The organism is Alloalcanivorax sp. C16-1 (assembly GCF_046507805.1).
Taxonomy (GTDB): Bacteria; Pseudomonadota; Gammaproteobacteria; order Pseudomonadales; family Alcanivoracaceae; genus Alloalcanivorax.
The window spans coordinates 50,159-65,072 of sequence record NZ_JBKFTK010000005.1 but is presented as its reverse complement, the minus strand read 5'-3'; the positions used below and the strand labels follow the sequence as shown (position 1 = coordinate 65,072).

The window sequence follows — 14,914 nt, the reverse complement described above, 5'->3', positions numbered from 1 at the left end:
TGGTTGAATCGATCCATGAGTTTGGCCGGCGGGGAGGTTATCATCCGCGCTCGGATGCGAGGAGACAGACCATGAACGACGCCGCCTTGCGGCCCGGCGCCAAGCCGGTGCTGGCGTTTGCCCACGCCAACGGTGTTCCCGGCCACAGCTACGACACCTTTCTCGACCCCCTGCGGGACTACTACGACGTGCGCGTGGTGGAGTGCCTGGGCCAGGACCCGCGCTACCCGGTGGACGCCAACTGGGAAAGCCTGAGCCTGGAACTGGAAGCCTTTCTTGAGCCCCTGCCCAAACCGATCATCGGCCTGGGCCACTCCATGGGTTCGGTGCTGATGTTCTGGGTGGCCCAACGCCATCCGGACTGGTTCCAGGCGCTGGTGATGCTCGACCCGCCGGTGGCCAACGGCGCCCAGGGCCTGGTTTTTCGTATCGCCAAACGGGTGGGGCTGGGCGACCGTTTCTCGCCGGCGCGCCAGAGCAGAGGGCGCCTGGACTATTGGGCCAACTGGGACGATGTGGAGAGCTACTTCAATTCCCGCGGCTTGTTCAAGGCGTTTGATCCGCGTTCCCTGAAGCATTACCTGGAGCACGGCCTGGAGCGCCACGGTGACGGCTGGCGGCTGCGCTTTCGCCCGGAGGTGGAAGTGGCGGTATTCAACGAGACACCCACCGGTGTCACCTCGCTGCCGCGCCTCAAGGTGCCCGGCGTCCTGGTCACCGGCGAACGGTCGCCGGATCTGTTCCAGAAGGGCGGTGCCCGCCATGCCCGCCGCCACCGCATGACGCGGCTGTTCGCGCCGGGCAGCCATATGTACCCGCTGGAGCGGCCGGAAGGCACCGCCGCCCTGGTGCTGAAGGCGCTCGACGATCTGCTCGGCGCCGACCATCGGGAGCAGCGTGATGTGGCGCTCTGAGCCGCCGGCGGAGCGCCGCTTTCACGTTTACGGCCAGGACCTGGCGGCGCTGCAATGGGAAGGCGAGGGCGTGCCGATTCTGTCTCTGCACGGCTGGCTCGATAACGCCGCCTCGTTCCTGCCACTGGCCGGTAAGCTGCCCAATCCCATGGTGGCGCTGGACTTCGCCGGCCATGGACACTCCGACCACCGGCCGCCGCACCAGGCCACCCATTACGTGGACCATGTACGCGACGTGCTGGCGGTGGCCGACGCCCTGGGCTGGGAGCGGTTCGTACTAATGGGGCACTCCATGGGCGCCGGGGTGGCCTGCCTGTTCGCCGGCACCTTTCCGGAGCGGGTGGAGAAGCTGGTGCTGATCGAGGGCCTGGGCCCGCCGGCCACCGCCGGCGACGACGCCCCGGACACCCTGCGCAAGGCCATTGACCAAATGCAGACCCTGCCGGGCAAGCGCAAACCGGTGTACGCCGACCCGGAACAGGCGGTGGCCGCCCGGCTGCCGGCCCTGGGTGGCCTGGAGGAAGCCTCCGCGCGGCTGCTTTGCGAGCGCGGCCTGGAGCCGGTGGAAGGGGGCTGGACCTGGCGCGCCGACGCGCGCTTGCGGCTGACCTCGTCGCTGCGCCTCACCGAGGAACAGGTGGAGGGCTTCGTGCGCGCGATCCGCGCCCCCACGCTGCTGATCCTGGGCGACCAGGGCCTCGGCGGCGACGGCCGTTTCGACCATCGCATCGCCTGGCTGGCGGACGTCACCGTGGGCCGGCTGCCGGGTCGCCATCATCTGCACATGGACGATCCGGCGCCGGCGGCCACCGAGATCGCGGCCTTTCTCGGCGGCTGATCAGGCTTCGCGCTCGAACACCATGCCGGCGGCTTGCAGTCGCTCGATCAGGCGGTCGCCCAGCGCCATCACCGGCGTCACCACGCCGGTGTGGCGCGGGGCGCCTTCGTCCAGGGCCAGCCCCATCAGCGTCTCCGACAGCATCTTGGCGGTTTCATCGTAGCCCGGGTCGCCGCCGGCCACCCGGCAGCGCACCTCGGTGTCGCCGCAACGTCCACGAAAGCGCACCTGAAACCAGGAGCGGGCGCGGGTTTCCGGGTCCGGCCCGTCGCCGGAGGGGCGGCTTTTCATCAGCCGGCGCCGCAGCGGCCCGATCTGGGCGGCCAGCACCAGGCCGCCGACACCGGCGGCGCCGCCCACCAGTTTCGCCAGGCTGGGCGTGACCAGATAGTGGCCGTAGCGGAAGGCGGGGCCGTAGTCCTCCAGGGCACTGGCGGAGCGCAGCACCACCAGCGGGTCGATGGTGGGCATGGGCGCCAGCCAGCCACCCAGCTCGCCGTCCCTATGGGGCCGGGATGACAGCGCGCCCACCGGACGCGGGTACCATTGTTTGAGCCGCACCCGGGCGTCGCGCAGGCGCTGCTGGTTCTGCCGTGGCCGCGCGAACGCTTCCAGCGCCGACTGCCAGGTGCCACCGGAGAACGAGGCGGAGAACGACACCGCCCCCTCCACGCTCACCGGCGCGGTCAGCCGGCCGCCATGGGCGCGGGCCAGTTCGCGCACGGTGAACAGGGCGCCGGCGTCGTGGGGAATGGAATCGAATCCGCAACAGTTAACGATGGCGCAGCCGGCCTTTTGAGCGGCTTCGTGGTAGCGCGGAATCAGGGTATTCACGAACTCCGGCTCGCCGGTAAGATCGCAATAATGCGTGCCCTGTTCCACGCAGGCCCGCACCAACGGTTCGCCGTGGCGCATATAGGGGCCCACGGTGGTGGCCAGGGCGCGGGTGGCGGCGGCCAGTTCCGCCAGGGCACGGGGGTCGGCGCTGTCCGCCTCCAGCAGGGCCGGCGTATCGGCGTCGCCGGGCAGCCCGGCGGCCACCTGTTCCAGTTTGGCGCGGTTGCGGCCGGCCAGGGCCCAGGGCGTGCCCGGGGGCAGATGGCGGGCCAGATAGTGGGCGGTCAGTCCGCCGGTGAAACCGGTGGCGCCGAACAGTACCAGGGCGTAGGGACGTGTGGTCATGGCATCTCCTTGTTGCCGGGCGGGTCAGTGGCATTGGTACAAGTGGCATGGGTACAAGTGGCATAGGCACAAACGTCAGTGTAGCGTTGCCGGCCAGGTCGGCCCATGACCGTGACGCTTTTCATCAGGAGAGAAAATGGAAGAGATCGTCGAGCGCCGTTATCCGGTGAACGTGGAAGAGCTGTACGGCATCCTGACCAGCAAGGCGTTTTTCGAACAACGCTTCGCCTGGGGCGAGGTGGACGACTACCGGTTCGAGGCGTTCGAGCCCCAGGGCGACGGTTTTCTGATCCGCATTGCCCAGCCGATCGCCATCCGCCTGGACAAGGTGCCGAGCGTGGCCCGCAAATTCCTGCCCGAGCAAGCGGAATTGACCACCGAGTTTCGTTGGCGCCCGGCCGAGGCCGGCTATCAGGCGGACTATCGTTTCGTGCTCGGCAGTGTGCCGGTGAAGGTGGGCGGCACCATGACGCTGCGCTCCGACGGTGACGAGGCCGTGCAGACCACCCGGGTGGCGGTGAAATCCTCGGTGCCGCTGGTGGGGCGCAAGCTGGAGAGTCTGATCGCGGAGCGCTTCGAGCAGGCTCTGGAAGGCGATTACCGGCACACCATCCGTTATATCCGGGAGCACCACCAGGCCTGATCGCGACTGAAGTCGCTAGGTGTGTCGCCGCAGGCGGCGCGCCTTTTCCTTCATCGCGTCCAGAAACCGCGCCGGCCGGCGGCGCTTGCGGCGCCAGGCCCTTTGCGCCTCGCGCTGGGGAAAGACGTGCAGCGGCGCCTTGGGCAGGGCGGCGAGGATCCGCTCCGCCACCAGCCCGGCGCTGTCCGGGGCCCGCCGCAGCGCCCGTTGCAGGCGCGCCCGGCTGAGCGCGTCGGCGCCCACCATGCGCTGGTCCAGATCGCTGGGAAACAGGTCCGGGCAGACCACCGAAACGCGAATGCCGAGCACCGACAGCTCCGCCGCCAGGGCCTCGCTGAAACCGATCAGGGCGGCGTTGCAGGCCACGTAGCTGGCCATGCCCGGCGGCGCGGTGAGACCGGCCAGGGCGGCCACGTTCACCAACTGGCCGTGGCCCTGTCGCTTCATCAGCGTCAGTGCCGCCCGGCAACCGTACACCGCGCCCATCACGTTGACCCGCCAGGGCGCCTCCCAGCTCTGTTCGTCCAGGGCCTCGAACGGTCCGGCGGCGGCTAAACCGGCGTTGTTGATCAGTACGTCCAGGCGGCCCCAACGTCGCTGAATCCGCTCCATGGCCTGGCGCAGATCCCGCTCCCGGGACACGTCGCCGTGCAGAAACAGCACTTCACCGCCGGCCAGCCGCAGCGCCTCGGCGGTGGCGTGGCCGGCGGCCTGGTCCCGGTCGAACAGCGCCACCCGGTGCTCGGCGATGGCTCGCTCCGCCAGCGCCCGACCCAGTCCATGGGCGGCGCCGGTGATCAGCATGACCGGTTTGCCGTTCATTCAGTCCCGTTCCACGCTGAGTTCGCGCATCGGCCCCCGCAGCACCTGGTCCTCGCCTTCGCTGCGCGCCAGCAGCACCGCACAGACACTGTCCCCCCAGATGTTCACGGCGGTGCGGCACATGTCCAGCAGCCGGTCGGTGACCAGAATCAGGCCGATGGCTTCGGCGGGCAGGCCGATCACACCCAGGATCACGGTGATCGCCACCAGGCTGGCGGCGGGAATGCTGGCCACGCCGATGGAGGTGAGCAGGGCGGTGATGACGATCAGGAACTGGGTGGTCAGGGACAGATCCAGCCCGTAGGCCTGGGCGATGAAAATCGCCGCCACGCACTCATACAGGGCGGTGCCGTCCATGTTCACGGTGGCGCCCAGCGGCAACACGAAACTGGCGGTGCGGTTGGAGACGCCGGAGCGCTTTTCCACGCACTCCATGCTCAGCGGCAGGGTGGCGGCGGAACTGGCCGACGAAAACGCGGTGAGCAGGGCGGGGGTCATGGCTTGCAGATGCCGCCAGGGGGACCGTTTGGCCAGCCCCCGGATCAGCAGGGGCATGACCACGAACATATGAATGCCCAGCGCCAGCAGCACGGTGACGAAGAACAGTGCCAGCGGCTCCACCGCGTCCAGGCCGGTGCGGCTCACGGTCACCGCGATCAGACCGAACACGCCCACCGGCGCGAAGCGGATGATCACCATGGTGATGCGCAGGATCACCCGGTAGATGCCCTCGATGGTCTGGCGCAGGTGTTCGCCGGGGGCGCCGGGCAGGGTGCGCAGGAAAAAGCCGAAGAACAGGGAGAACACGATCAGCCCCAGCATCTGCGTTTCCGCCGCCGCCTGGAACAGGTTGGGCGGCAGCATCTGGCGCAGGATCTCGGTGAAATCGGCGGCGCCCCGGCCCTCAATGCTTTGCAGGGTCTGCTCGGTGTCCGCGGACAGACCCAGCAGGTCGCGGGCCGGCTGGCCGTCGATGATGCCCGGGGAAATCACATTCACCACCAGCAGGCCCACCAGCACCGCGATCAGGCTGGTGGTCAGATAGAACGCCACCGTCTTGGCGCCCAGGCGGCCCAGGTTGTCGCCGTCGCCCACATTGATCATGCCGCTGATGATGGCGGTGGTGATCAGGGGCACCACCACCATCTTCAGCGCGTTGATAAAGAGATCGCCGAGCAGGTCGTAGACCGACAGTAACGGCACCCCGGCCAGGGCGGTGCTTTCCGACGTGAAGGCCCCGGCCACGCCGCCGAGTACCATGGCCAGAAAGATCTGGTGATGTAATTTCATTCAGCCGCCCTTTTTATGCTGGAACGGGCAAGCATAATGACCGGTTGGAACCACTGGCAACCCGCTTGCGCTCATAGCAGCCCATTGAGCGCCGGGCCCAGCGCCGGATGCTCCCGCCGTACCCGGTCGCCGGCATCGCGCAGCAGACGGTCGGCGCGCACCGGACCGTAGCGTTCACACAGCAAGATGTAGCTCCGGTTGAGCAGCGTGCGCAGGGTGTCGCGGTCCAGTGCCGCCAGATCCGCGCGCGGGTGATTGAGCCAGTGATCCACCGCCCCGCGCGCCTCGCCGGGCAGACCGGCGCGGCGAAGATCGGTGGACTGGTCGAGTCGCAGGGTGCTGGCTTCGGTCTCGCCGAGCCCGTCCCAGAGGGCCTGCATCAGGGCCTGGAAAGCGCGGGTGGCGGGGTGACGGTCCGCGTCCGCGCCTTCACCAGTGCCGGCCAGCGGGTCGGCGAGCAGTTGCCGGTCCGCCAGGGACATGGCCTGCACCAGGCTCAGATGCAGGTCGTGGCGGCGGTGGGCCAGGTCGAAGCGCCGGCTCACTTCGCTCACGTAGCCCTGTAGGGAGAAGCGCGGGCGGCCGGCGAAGTCGCGCTGCCACAGGGCCACCGCCTCGACCACCTGGTCGGCCTCCAGCCACGGCGCCAGACCGGTGGCCAGCGCCCGGCGGCGCCGCTCCTCCGGCGTCATCGCCGGGACTCCAGGCCGCCGGCCACCTCCGCGTCGTACAGGTGCGGCTGGGAAAACTCCGGGTAGCCCAGTTCGGCGTGTTCGCTCACGTCCAGGCCGCGCTGCTCGTGCAGGGCGGGGGCACGCAGGCCGGCGCTCAGCGACACCAGCATGTACAGGATCAGGGCGGCGAAGAACGCCCAGGCGAACGCCACCACGATGCCCAGCAACTGCACGGTGATGCGCCCCGGGTCGAACAGATCGCCGCTATGGAACAGGCCCGCCGCCAGGGTGCCCCAGGCGCCGGCAAAGGCGTGCACCGGTACCGCCGAGACCACGTCGTCCAGTTTCAGCGCCAGCAGCAGGCGCCCGCCGGGGCCCACCAGCAGACCCGCCACCAGGCCGGTGAGCACCGCGAACCCCGGGCTCATGGTGGCGCAGCCGGCGGTGATGCCCACCAGCCCCGCCAGGCTGCCGTTGACGGTCTCGGTGAGCAGCACCGGACGCCGCGCCGCCAGCCGATAGAGCGCGGAGCCGAGAGCGCCGGCGCTGGCCGCCAGCTGGGTATTGAGATTGATCAGCGCGATATCGACGCTGGCCGCCACCGTGGAGCCGCCGTTGAAGCCGAACCAACCGAACCACAGCAGAAAGCCCCCCAGCGCCACGAACGACAGGTTATGGCCACGGATTTCCCGGGGCTGGCCCTGCTTGTCGAAGCGGCCCAGTCGGGGCCCCACCACCAGAATGCCGGCCAGCGCGCACCAGCCGCCCACGCTGTGGACCACCGTGGAGCCGGCGAAATCCACGAACCCCAGGCGGGCCAGCCAGCCGTCGCTGTTCCAGGCCCAGTTGCCGAACAACGGGTAGATCAGCCCGGTGATCGCCACCGCCCCGCACAGATAGCCCACATAGCGGGTGCGCTCGGCCATGGCGCCGGAAGCGATGGTGGCGGCGGTGGCGGCGAACATCAGCTGGAACAGCAACAGGGTCCACAGGTCGCTGTCGCCCTGGCTGGGGGCGAACAGGCTCTGGCCCAACCAGCCGGAAGGGTTGGCGCCGAACATCAGACCGAAGCCCAGGGCCCAGAATGCCAGGGTGCCCACACACAGGTCCATGTAGTTCTTCATCAGCACGTTGACGGCGTTCTTGGCCCGGCTCAGGCCGCTTTCCAGCAGCGCGAAACCGGCCTGCATCAGGAACACCAGGGCGGCGGCGATCGCCACCCACACCACATCGGCCCCGTCGTATTGCGGCGCCGCCGCCCGCGCCGAGGTGGGCAGCAGGAAAGCCGTGGCGAGTAAAGCGAAGGAAAAAGCGGGATGGATGGCGCGTCGTTCCATGAGACCCCCTCGATCATTATTGTCGAGGGGAAGCGCTGCAACGACTATGCCAAGCGGGGCTGATGCCCGCAGCAGGAGCTAACCGTAGAGGGCGGAGACCAGCCCGCCGGGCACCGACATTTCCGGCTCGCAGAGTGCCAGAATCTGCTGATACTGACGGTCGGTGATGTGCTGAATCGACAGACGCGGGCGGATCACCAGCTCCAGATCGGCGAATTCCGGGTACTGGCGCATGCGCGCCAGAGGCAGCGGTTCGGAGTAGGTGCTGACGTAGCGCACATCCACCTGGAACCAGCGCGGCATGTCCTCGCTGCTGCGCGGATCGAAGCCGGCGTGCTGCGGCTGAAACTGGGTGGGGTCCGGGTAGGGCGCGGAGACCACGCGGGCTTCACCGACGATGGACGGATTCTTGCCCCGGGAGTGGTAGATCAGTACCCGGTCGCCTTCCTGCACCTCGTCGCGGATGCGGTTGCGTGCCTGGTAGTTTCGTACCCCGTCCCAACCGGTGGTCTGGTCGGGTGCGTTCTGCAAATCCTGCAGACTAAAGTCCTTGGGCTCGGTCTTGAAAAGCCAACTGCGCATACCGATCCTCCCGCATGTGAAGGGGCAATGTATCACGTCTGTCAATAAAGTCATCCCAATTTAAGTAATGACTTCATTACCACCCACCATGGGGGCTCCAGGTGTCATTCCGGTGACGGCCAAGCGGTCGATTATGTGCTACTCTTCGACGCCCATTCTGGAGGCGTACCCGTGATCGAACCCCGCGAACAGGAGCAGGCTCAGGCCACCTTGCGAACCCCGCGCGACTGTCTGCGCTGGGGCGAGTCGGCGCTGCGCCGGAGCGACGTCTTCCTGGGCCACGGCACCGACGACCACGGCGACGAATGTCTGGCGCTGCTGCTGCATATATTGGCACTGCCGGCGGACAGCGATCCGCGCCTGCTGGATGCCCGGCTGCTGCCCGATGAGGTATCGGCGTTCGTGGCGCTGATGAAGCGCCGCGTGAACGAACGGGTGCCGGTGCCTTATCTGACCGGCGAAGCCTGGTTCTGCGGCCTGCCGTTCCGGGTCGACGAGCGGGTTTTGATTCCGCGCTCGCCCATCGCCGAGCTGATCGAGGCGCGCTTCCAGCCCTGGCTGGATCCGGACCGGGTCGGGCGGGTGCTGGACCTGTGCACCGGCAGCGGCTGCATCGCCATCGCCTGCGCCCATGCCCTGGAGCACGCCGAGGTGGACGCCAGCGACATCTCCGAGGACGCCCTGGCGGTGTGCCGCGCCAACATCGAGCGGCACGGCCTGGAGGATCGGGTGTTCCCGGTACAGGCCGATGGTCTGGACGGGCTGTCCGGCCGCTACGACCTGATCGTCTCGAACCCGCCCTATGTGGACGCCGACGATCTGGCGGCGATGCCCGCCGAGTACCGCCACGAACCGGAACTGGCCCTGGCCTCCGGGGCGGACGGGCTGGACTTCACCCGCCGCCTGCTGATCGAGGCGCCGGAGCGCCTCGGCGAGGACGGCGTGCTGATCGTCGAGGTCGGCAACAGCGACCGGCACGTGATGGCCGCCTGGCCGGAGGTGCCGTTTATGTGGTTCGAGTTCGAGCGCGGCGGCCACGGCGTGTTCATGCTGGATCGGCGCCAACTGATCGACTATCACGATTGTTTCAAGCGAGCGCATTTCACGGGCTGAGCCCGCGCAGAGGAAACCTATGTCCGGAAACAGTTTTGGTGAACGCTTCCGTGTCACCACCTTCGGTGAAAGCCACGGCGCCGCTCTCGGCGCCATCGTCGACGGCTGCCCGCCGGGGCTGGCGCTCAGCGAGGCGGATCTGCAGCACGAGCTGGACCGCCGCAAGCCCGGCACCAGCCGCTACACCACCCAGCGCCGGGAACCGGACCAGGTCCGCATTCTCTCCGGGGTGTTCGAGGGCAAGACCACCGGCACCTCCATCGGCCTGCTGATCGAGAACACCGATCAGAAGTCCAAGGACTACGGCAATATCGCCGCCACCTTCCGCCCCGGCCACGCGGACTATACCTACACTCAGAAGTACGGCTTCCGCGACTACCGCGGCGGTGGCCGCTCCTCGGCCCGGGAAACCGCCATGCGCGTGGCCGCCGGCGCCATCGCCCGCAAGTTCCTGAGTGAGCGCCTGGGCGTGCGCCTGTACGGCGGGGTGGAGCAGATCGGTCCGATCCGCGCCGAGAAGTTCGACTGGGACGCGGTCAACGGCAACCCGTTCTTCTTCCCGGACGTGGACAAGATTCCGGCCCTGGAGCAATTGATCAACGACCTGCGCAAGGACGGCTCGTCCATCGGCGCCCGCGTCACCGTGTTCGCCGACAACCTGCCGCCGGGCTGGGGCGAACCGGTGTTCGACCGGCTCGACGCGGATCTGGCCAAGGCGCTGATGTCGATCAACGCGGTCAAGGGCGTGGAGATCGGCGACGGCTTCGAGGTGGTCAACCAGCGCGGCGAACAGCACCGCGATGAGATCACCCCGCAGGGCTTCCTCAGCAATCACGCCGGCGGCGTGCTGGGCGGCATCAGCAGCGGTCAGACCCTGCGCGCCAGTCTGGCCCTCAAGCCCACCTCCAGCATCACCATTCCCGGGCGCTCGATCACCCTGGACGGCGAGCCCACCGAGGTGGTCACCAAGGGCCGCCACGACCCCTGCGTGGGCGTGCGCGCCACCCCCATCGCCGAGGCCATGCTGGCTCTGGTGCTGATGGATCATTACCTGCGCCACCGGGCGCAGAACGGAGATGTGACGCCCCCTCTGGCGCCCATTCCCGGTCAGGCCTGAAGAGATCGCCATGCCGTATTACTGGCGTCTTTCCGCCTTTTATTTTCTGTATTTCGGCCTGTTGGGCACCCTGGTGCCCTACTGGTCCCTGTACCTCAAGGATCTGGGCTTCTCCGCCACCACCATCGGCCTGCTGATGGCGGTGCCGCACCTGACCAAGGTCGTCGCCCCCAATGTGTGGGGCTGGCTGGCCGACCGCAGCGGGGCGCGCATGCGCATTATCCGCCTCGGCAACCTGGCGGCGGCGGTGGCCTTCCTGCCGGTGTTCTGGGCCGACCAGGTCTGGTCCATGGCGATCCTGCTGGCGGTGTTCAGCTTCTTCTGGAACGCGGTGCTGGCCCAGTTCGAGGTGGTCACGCTGCACACCCTGGGCGACCAGGCCCACCGCTACAGCCAGGTGCGGGTGTGGGGCTCCCTGGGCTTTATTACCTGCGTGTTCCTGGTCGGCACCGCCCTGGACCATCTGCCCATGACCCTGCTGCCCTGGGTGATGTCGGCGCTGCTCTGGCTGCTGTGGCTGGCCACCCTGGCGCTGCCGGCGGAGAAGGGCGAGGCCCGGCGCAACGCCGACGGCGGCCTGGTCAAGCTGCTCAAGCGCCGCGACATCCAGATCTTCATGCTGGTGGCGTTCCTGATGCAGGCCTCCCACGGGCCCTATTACACCTTCTACAGCATCCACCTGGAGGAGATGGGGTTCCGCAAGATGACCGTGGGCACCCTGTGGTCGGTGGCGGTGGCGTCCGAGGTGGTGGCCTTCCTGCTGATGCACCGGCTGATGACCCGCTTCGCCCTCAACCGCATCCTGCTGACCTGCCTGATGCTGGCCTCGGTGCGCTGGCTGGTGGTGGCCCTGTGTGGCGACAGCCTTCCCTGGCTCGGCGCCGCACAGCTGCTGCACTCCGCCAGCTACGCCTGCTTCCACGCCGGCGGTATCGCCTGGGTGCAGCGCGCCTCCGGCCGCGCCTTCGCCGGCCAGGGCCAGGCGTTGTACTCCAGCCTCGGCTACGGCGCCGGCTGGGGCCTGGGCTCCGGCCTCAGCGGCCTGGCCTGGCCCTACCTGGGCGTCTACTGCTTCCTGGTCGCCGGCGTGCTGACTCTGGCCGCCACGGTGCTGGCCCTGCGGCTGCCGACGGCGGGGGAGCCCGCAGGCTGACCTGTAGCGCCAATGATTAACCAGTGGTTAATCATTGGCGCTATTTTTTCAATTTAATTAAGAAAAAGCCTTTCCTATAGTCCCTTGCGACGACACAACAACAGTCGCAACGAGGTCGCTATGGCAGGCAATATTCCCTCTCCGCATCGGCGGGCGTTCTACCAAAGGCTGGCGGCGTTCGACGCCGCGCCCCTCTGGGAAGTGCTCGGCAATATCGTGCCGCGCCAGCCCGCTTCGCGCTATCACGCCCATCAATGGCATTACTCGCGGTTGCGTCCGCTGCTGCTGGAAGCCGGTGATCTGCTCACCGCCGAGGAGGCGGAGCGCCGGGTGCTGGTGCTGGAAAATCCATCCTGCCCGGGCCAGTCCCGGGCCACCCCCAGTCTCTATGCCGGCCTGCAGCTGATTCTGCCCGGCGAAACCGCGCCGGCGCACCGGCACACGCCGTCGGCGCTGCGTTTTCTGATCGAGGGCGAGCGCGGCTACACCTCGGTGGGCGGCGAGCGCACCACCATGCGCGAGGGGGACTTCGTGATCACCCCGGCCTGGGCCTGGCACGATCACGGCAATGACGGTGATGAGCCGGTGATCTGGCTGGACGGGCTGGATATCCCGGTGATCAGCTACTTCGAATCGGTGTTTTCCGACCCCCACGAAGAAAGCCGCCAGCCGCTCAGCCGGCCGGAGGGCGACTCCCTGGCTCGCTATGGCCAGAACCTGCTGCCGATCAATGCGCGCAGCCCCTACGGTCCCACCACGCCGATCTTCAATTATCCCTACGAGCGCACCCGGGACGCCCTGATCAAGGCCGCCCTGGGGGCGGCGCCGGATGAGTACTGGGGCACCACCCTGCGCTACGCCAACCCCATCGACGGCGGCTGGCCGATGCCCACCCTGGCGACCTGGATGACCCATCTGCGCAAGGGCGAGCGCACCCGCGCCCTGCGTTCCACGGACAGCCAGGTAATGCACGTGGTGGAGGGCCGGGGAGAGATCAGCGTCGACGGCCAGGTGATGAGCTTCGGTCCCAAGGATGTGATCGCCATTCCCGGCTGGCAGTGGCGAACCCTGTCCGCCAGCGAGGACTGTTTCCTGTTCTTTTTCTCGGATCGCGCTTTGCACGAGAAGCTCGGCTTCCACCGCGAAGAGCGCCAGTCATAAACCCAGAGGTAATCAGATGCGTATTTGTAGATTCGATAACGACCGCGTGGGCGTGGTCGTGGGCGACCGCGTGGCGGATGTCACCGAGGTGGTGAGCGAGGCGCTGCCGTCGCAACGGTGGCCGTTCTCCCGGGGCGATGCCTTTATCGCCGCGTTGCCGGAACTGCGCCAGCGGTTGGAAGCCGCCGCCGCCGACGCGCCGACCCGGCCGCTGGCCGAGGTGCGCCTGCTCAGCCCGGTGGCCAACCCGGGCAAGATCATCGCCGCGCCGGTGAACTATATGAAGCACGTGGAGGAATCCCGCGAGGACGCCGGCATCAACTTCGGCACCGAGATTTCCCTGATCGACCGCTACGCCCTGTTTCTCAAGGCCAACAGCTCCATGGTCGGCGCCGGTGAGGGGGTGGAGATCCATCACGACGATGGCCGCCGCACCGATCATGAAGTGGAACTGGCGCTGGTGATCGGCAAAACCGCGCGCAACGTCTCCGAACAGGACGCCCTTGAGTACATCGCCGGTTACTTCATCGGCCTGGACATCACCATTCGCGGCACCGAGGACCGCAGCTATCGCAAATCCCTGGACACCTTCACGGTGCTGGGCCCGTGGCTGGTGACCGCCGACGAGTTCGGCGCACCGGACGCGGTGGAACTGGACATCAAGGTCAACGATGAGCCGCGCCAGAACGCCAACACCCGCGATCTGATCTGGTCGGTGGCGAAGATTATCTCCTTCGCTTCCCACTCCTACACCCTGGAGCCCGGCGACGTGATTCTCACCGGCACTCCGGAAGGGGTGGCGCCGATCAAGCGCGGTGACCGCATGGATGCCCGGATCGAAGGCATCGGCGCGATGCGCGTGATGGTGCGCTAATGAGCAACCACACAGTTCTGATCGCCGGCGGCGGCATCGGCGGGCTTACCGCCGCCGCCTGCCTGCTGCAGCGCGGCATCGACGTGGACGTCTATGAGCAGGCCGATGTGCTCGGCGAAGTGGGCGCGGGCATTCAGGTGAGCGCCAACGCCAGCCGGGTCTACCGGCACATCGGCGTCCTGGATGCGCTGGTGGAGGCCGGCTCGCGCCCCGACGCCTACCGCTTCCGCCTGTTCGACAGCGGCGAGGTGCTGCAAACCATTCCCCTCGGCGACGCCTATGTGCAACGCCATGGTGTGCCCTATGTGTCGGTGCACCGCGCCGACCTGCACCGGCTGCTGGTGGAGCGGGTGCGCGCCCTGAAACCCGACGCCATCCACCTGGGTAAGGAGGTGGTGCGCTTCGAGGACGGTGGTGACGGCGTGGTGCTGCACTTCGCCGATGGCGCTCAGGCGCACGGCGCGGTGCTGCTGGGCGCCGACGGCATCAAGTCCGCGGTGCGCGAGCAGATCATCGGCGCCGCCCCGGTCACCTACACCGGCGATGCCTCCTGGCGGGTGGTGGTGCGCGCCGACGACGTGGCCCCGGAGCACCGCCAGCGTACCGTGGACATCTGGGTGGGGCCGGGCAAGCACGCGGTCACCTATCCCATGCGCGGCGACAGCCTGATCAATCTGGTCGGTTGCGTGGAGCACGACCAGTGGGATGAAGAGTCCTGGGTGGCCAGCCGTCCGTGGCGGGAGCTGAAAGCCGACTTTCAGGGCTGGCATCCGTCCATCGACGCCCTGATCGACGCCGCCGACCGGGACCAGTGCTATCGCTGGGCGATGAACAACCGCCCGCCGGTGAGCAACTGGACCGCGGGCGCCGCCACCCTGCTGGGCGACGCCGCCCATCCGACCCTGCCGTACATGGCCCAGGGCGCCGCCATGGCGGTGGAGGACGCGGCGCTGTTCGCCCGGGCGCTGGCGGCGCGCGGGCCCGGCCACGAAGCCCTGTTGCAGTACCAGCGCAACCGCATCGAACGCACCACGCGCATCGTCAATGAATCGTCCGCCAATCGGCGTCTTTTCCATCTCGATTCCACCGAGGCGCTGCGCCGGGAGTTCGCCAAGCGCGATATGAACTCGGAGCGCTCCGCCTGGTTGTTTTCCTACGACCCGGTGAGCGTGGACATGCTCTGAAACGATTGTTCCTACGCAGCCGGAAGACCG

At 67.9% G+C, this 14,914-nt stretch carries 15 protein-coding genes; 9 read left to right on the top strand and 6 right to left on the bottom strand.

The features are described from left to right. Nucleotides 1-71: 71 nt before the first annotated feature. Both ACLD0W_RS15655 and ACLD0W_RS15650 read left to right on the top strand, forming a co-directional pair. The gene (locus tag ACLD0W_RS15655; RefSeq protein ID WP_410308420.1) at nt 72-914 is read left to right on the top strand and encodes an alpha/beta fold hydrolase; all 843 of its coding nucleotides are present in this window, start codon (nt 72-74) and stop codon (nt 912-914) included. Then, the gene (locus ACLD0W_RS15650; protein WP_410308419.1) at nt 901-1,752 is read left to right on the top strand and encodes an alpha/beta fold hydrolase; all 852 of its coding nucleotides are present in this window, start codon (nt 901-903) and stop codon (nt 1,750-1,752) included. Before ACLD0W_RS15655 ends, ACLD0W_RS15650 begins: the two co-directional genes overlap by 14 nt. Here ACLD0W_RS15650 and ACLD0W_RS15645 read toward each other — a convergent pair whose 3' ends face one another. After that, nucleotides 1,753-2,934, bottom strand: coding sequence for a saccharopine dehydrogenase family protein (locus ACLD0W_RS15645; RefSeq protein ID WP_410308418.1), 1,182 nt, complete (start codon nt 2,932-2,934; stop codon nt 1,753-1,755). Nucleotides 2,935-3,070: 136 nt separating this feature from the next. Here ACLD0W_RS15645 and ACLD0W_RS15640 point away from each other — a divergent pair, with 136 nt between their 5' ends. Then, entirely contained in the window at nt 3,071-3,577 is a 507-nt protein-coding gene (locus tag ACLD0W_RS15640) for a DUF2505 domain-containing protein (RefSeq protein WP_410308417.1), read from the top strand. Between the two features lie 15 nt (nt 3,578-3,592). Here ACLD0W_RS15640 and ACLD0W_RS15635 read toward each other — a convergent pair whose 3' ends face one another. From ACLD0W_RS15635 to ACLD0W_RS15615, 5 genes are all read right to left on the bottom strand, one after another. Beyond that, nucleotides 3,593-4,399, bottom strand: a complete 807-nt coding sequence (locus ACLD0W_RS15635; RefSeq protein ID WP_410308416.1) for an SDR family NAD(P)-dependent oxidoreductase — start codon at nt 4,397-4,399, stop codon at nt 3,593-3,595. Further along, nucleotides 4,400-5,689, bottom strand: a complete 1,290-nt coding sequence (locus tag ACLD0W_RS15630; RefSeq protein ID WP_410308415.1) for a dicarboxylate/amino acid:cation symporter — start codon at nt 5,687-5,689, stop codon at nt 4,400-4,402. A gap of 71 nt (nt 5,690-5,760) precedes the next feature. Next, nucleotides 5,761-6,381 (bottom strand): hypothetical protein, encoded by a 621-nt coding sequence (locus ACLD0W_RS15625; protein ID WP_410308414.1) that lies wholly within the window; start codon nt 6,379-6,381, stop codon nt 5,761-5,763. After that, nucleotides 6,378-7,700: an ammonium transporter gene (locus tag ACLD0W_RS15620; protein WP_410308413.1), complete on the bottom strand. Its 1,323-nt coding sequence runs from the start codon at nt 7,698-7,700 to the stop codon at nt 6,378-6,380. The genes ACLD0W_RS15625 and ACLD0W_RS15620 overlap by 4 nt, the downstream gene beginning before the upstream one ends. Before the next feature lie 78 nt (nt 7,701-7,778). Beyond that, nucleotides 7,779-8,282 (bottom strand): EVE domain-containing protein, encoded by a 504-nt coding sequence (locus ACLD0W_RS15615; protein ID WP_410308412.1) that lies wholly within the window; start codon nt 8,280-8,282, stop codon nt 7,779-7,781. A 171-nt stretch (nt 8,283-8,453) separates the two neighbouring features. Here ACLD0W_RS15615 and prmB point away from each other — a divergent pair, with 171 nt between their 5' ends. The 6 genes from prmB (at nt 8,454) to ACLD0W_RS15585 (ending at nt 14,884) form a co-directional block, all read left to right on the top strand. After that, entirely contained in the window at nt 8,454-9,395 is a 942-nt protein-coding gene (gene prmB, locus ACLD0W_RS15610) for a 50S ribosomal protein L3 N(5)-glutamine methyltransferase (RefSeq protein WP_410308411.1), read from the top strand. A 19-nt stretch (nt 9,396-9,414) separates the two neighbouring features. Beyond that, nucleotides 9,415-10,512, top strand: a complete 1,098-nt coding sequence (aroC, locus tag ACLD0W_RS15605) for a chorismate synthase (protein ID WP_410308410.1) — start codon at nt 9,415-9,417, stop codon at nt 10,510-10,512. 10 nt (nt 10,513-10,522) lie between these two features. After that, on the top strand, nt 10,523-11,665 hold the full coding sequence (locus tag ACLD0W_RS15600) for an MFS transporter (protein ID WP_410308409.1): 1,143 nt from the start codon (nt 10,523-10,525) through the stop codon (nt 11,663-11,665). Between the two features lie 120 nt (nt 11,666-11,785). Next, the gene (gene gtdA, locus ACLD0W_RS15595) at nt 11,786-12,826 is read left to right on the top strand and encodes a gentisate 1,2-dioxygenase (RefSeq protein ID WP_410308408.1); all 1,041 of its coding nucleotides are present in this window, start codon (nt 11,786-11,788) and stop codon (nt 12,824-12,826) included. Nucleotides 12,827-12,842: 16 nt separating this feature from the next. After that, on the top strand, nt 12,843-13,700 hold the full coding sequence (locus ACLD0W_RS15590) for a fumarylacetoacetate hydrolase family protein (protein WP_410308407.1): 858 nt from the start codon (nt 12,843-12,845) through the stop codon (nt 13,698-13,700). Beyond that, nucleotides 13,700-14,884 (top strand): FAD-dependent monooxygenase, encoded by a 1,185-nt coding sequence (locus tag ACLD0W_RS15585; protein ID WP_410308406.1) that lies wholly within the window; start codon nt 13,700-13,702, stop codon nt 14,882-14,884. The genes ACLD0W_RS15590 and ACLD0W_RS15585 overlap by 1 nt, the downstream gene beginning before the upstream one ends. Nucleotides 14,885-14,914: the final 30 nt, after the last annotated feature.

Coding starts and splice junctions, on each gene's coding strand:
- ACLD0W_RS15640 (WP_410308417.1), top strand. CDS start 3,071: ATGGAAGAGATCGTCGAGCGCCGTTATCCGGTGAACGTGGAAGAGCTG.
- ACLD0W_RS15625 (WP_410308414.1), bottom strand. CDS start 6,381: ATGACGCCGGAGGAGCGGCGCCGCCGGGCGCTGGCCACCGGTCTGGCG.
- ACLD0W_RS15655 (WP_410308420.1), top strand. CDS start 72: ATGAACGACGCCGCCTTGCGGCCCGGCGCCAAGCCGGTGCTGGCGTTT.
- ACLD0W_RS15620 (WP_410308413.1), bottom strand. CDS start 7,700: ATGGAACGACGCGCCATCCATCCCGCTTTTTCCTTCGCTTTACTCGCC.
- ACLD0W_RS15590 (WP_410308407.1), top strand. CDS start 12,843: ATGCGTATTTGTAGATTCGATAACGACCGCGTGGGCGTGGTCGTGGGC.
- ACLD0W_RS15600 (WP_410308409.1), top strand. CDS start 10,523: ATGCCGTATTACTGGCGTCTTTCCGCCTTTTATTTTCTGTATTTCGGC.
- ACLD0W_RS15585 (WP_410308406.1), top strand. CDS start 13,700: ATGAGCAACCACACAGTTCTGATCGCCGGCGGCGGCATCGGCGGGCTT.
- ACLD0W_RS15630 (WP_410308415.1), bottom strand. CDS start 5,689: ATGAAATTACATCACCAGATCTTTCTGGCCATGGTACTCGGCGGCGTG.
- ACLD0W_RS15645 (WP_410308418.1), bottom strand. CDS start 2,934: ATGACCACACGTCCCTACGCCCTGGTACTGTTCGGCGCCACCGGTTTC.
- ACLD0W_RS15615 (WP_410308412.1), bottom strand. CDS start 8,282: ATGCGCAGTTGGCTTTTCAAGACCGAGCCCAAGGACTTTAGTCTGCAG.
- gtdA (WP_410308408.1), top strand. CDS start 11,786: ATGGCAGGCAATATTCCCTCTCCGCATCGGCGGGCGTTCTACCAAAGG.
- aroC (WP_410308410.1), top strand. CDS start 9,415: ATGTCCGGAAACAGTTTTGGTGAACGCTTCCGTGTCACCACCTTCGGT.
- ACLD0W_RS15650 (WP_410308419.1), top strand. CDS start 901: ATGTGGCGCTCTGAGCCGCCGGCGGAGCGCCGCTTTCACGTTTACGGC.
- ACLD0W_RS15635 (WP_410308416.1), bottom strand. CDS start 4,399: ATGAACGGCAAACCGGTCATGCTGATCACCGGCGCCGCCCATGGACTG.